The 1088-nt window shown below is 56.6% G+C and carries 2 protein-coding genes; one reads left to right on the top strand and one right to left on the bottom strand.

The window, feature by feature from the left end; genetic code table 11:
• On the top strand, positions 1–485 hold a 485-nt coding region (locus tag HMPREF3120_RS01410), incomplete at its 5' end, for an ATP-binding protein (RefSeq protein ID WP_168156394.1).
• A gap of 201 nt (positions 486–686) precedes the next feature.
• Here HMPREF3120_RS01410 and HMPREF3120_RS01405 read toward each other — a convergent pair.
• On the bottom strand, positions 687–1004 hold the full coding sequence (locus HMPREF3120_RS01405; protein ID WP_246815391.1) for a hypothetical protein: 318 nt from the start codon (positions 1002–1004) through the stop codon (positions 687–689).
• Positions 1005–1088: the final 84 nt, after the last annotated feature.

Here is a 1088-nt window from a genome sequence, read left to right as displayed (position 1 = left end):
AACGAATCGCGGCGACCAACTGGCGGGAAAACCCAACCAACATCCACATCCTCGCACCAACCGGGACAGGCAAGACATATATCGCCTGCGCCATCGGTATTGCTGCGTGTCACGCCGGATACTCCGTGGCCTACTACCGGCTAGACCAACTCGTAGACATGTTGGCGGTCTTCTCACCGACTGATCAAAACTACCTCGATAAGATGCGGAAACTGATCAATGTCGATGTCCTTATCATCGACGACTTTATGACCATGAGCATCAACCAGCGCGGGCAAGAAGACCTAAGCAAGATCATATTCGACCGCGACGGACGCCTCCCAACACTTATCTCCTCCCAATCAGCTGCCACCTACTGGATCGAAGCACTCCCCGACAGAATCGGAGCTGACTCCCTAGTTAGCCGCCTCAACAACGGGCATCGAATCCGCATAGGAGACTTCGACATGCGCAAAGCCACCGCCCCAATAGAGCCGGACGAATAAAGCAAACAGCCGGGCCGACTCCTTCGGCCCGGCCCGGTACCAACTACCCGGAACACGGCAGTACCGGGTTCCCGAAACACCGGTACCAAAAACCCGCGTCTGACAGCTGGTGAAATAGCGTATTCATGCTCATTGAGCACGCGGCACATCCGCTCGATGGAATACAGGTGCCGGTGAGTGCGGAGGAAGTCCACAATCACTTTAGTTTGCGGTCGAGCTCCGCCTGGGCGAAAAAGCTGAGGCCAGTTTCAGGATCTCGTTGCCTTCTTTGAGCCGGGCATTTTCCTTGCGCAGGGTGATAAGTTCCGCGTCTTTCTCGGCATCGGATTGCTCGACGGCGGCGTCCACCTTCTTCTCTTCTGTGCGTACCCAGTTGCGGATAGTCGATGTTTTGATGCCGATGACAGCTTCGACAGCGCGTAGTGCGGCTGCCTTGGATGAAGCGCCGTCAGCGAGCTCCTCGAAATACAGGCGCACCGCCCGCTGGCGGGTCTCCTGATCGTAAGGGCTGATAGCCATGATGTTCCTCCTGTGTTACATCATGCCCTCTCACCAACCCAGGCCGGTTTAATCAACCCGCCCGACAGGCCATGATCTGCCAGC

Source organism: Corynebacterium sp. HMSC11D10 (assembly GCF_001806995.1).
GTDB classification, from domain to species: domain Bacteria; phylum Actinomycetota; class Actinomycetes; order Mycobacteriales; family Mycobacteriaceae; genus Corynebacterium; species Corynebacterium coyleae.
This window is presented reverse-complemented; position numbering and strand designations above follow the sequence as displayed.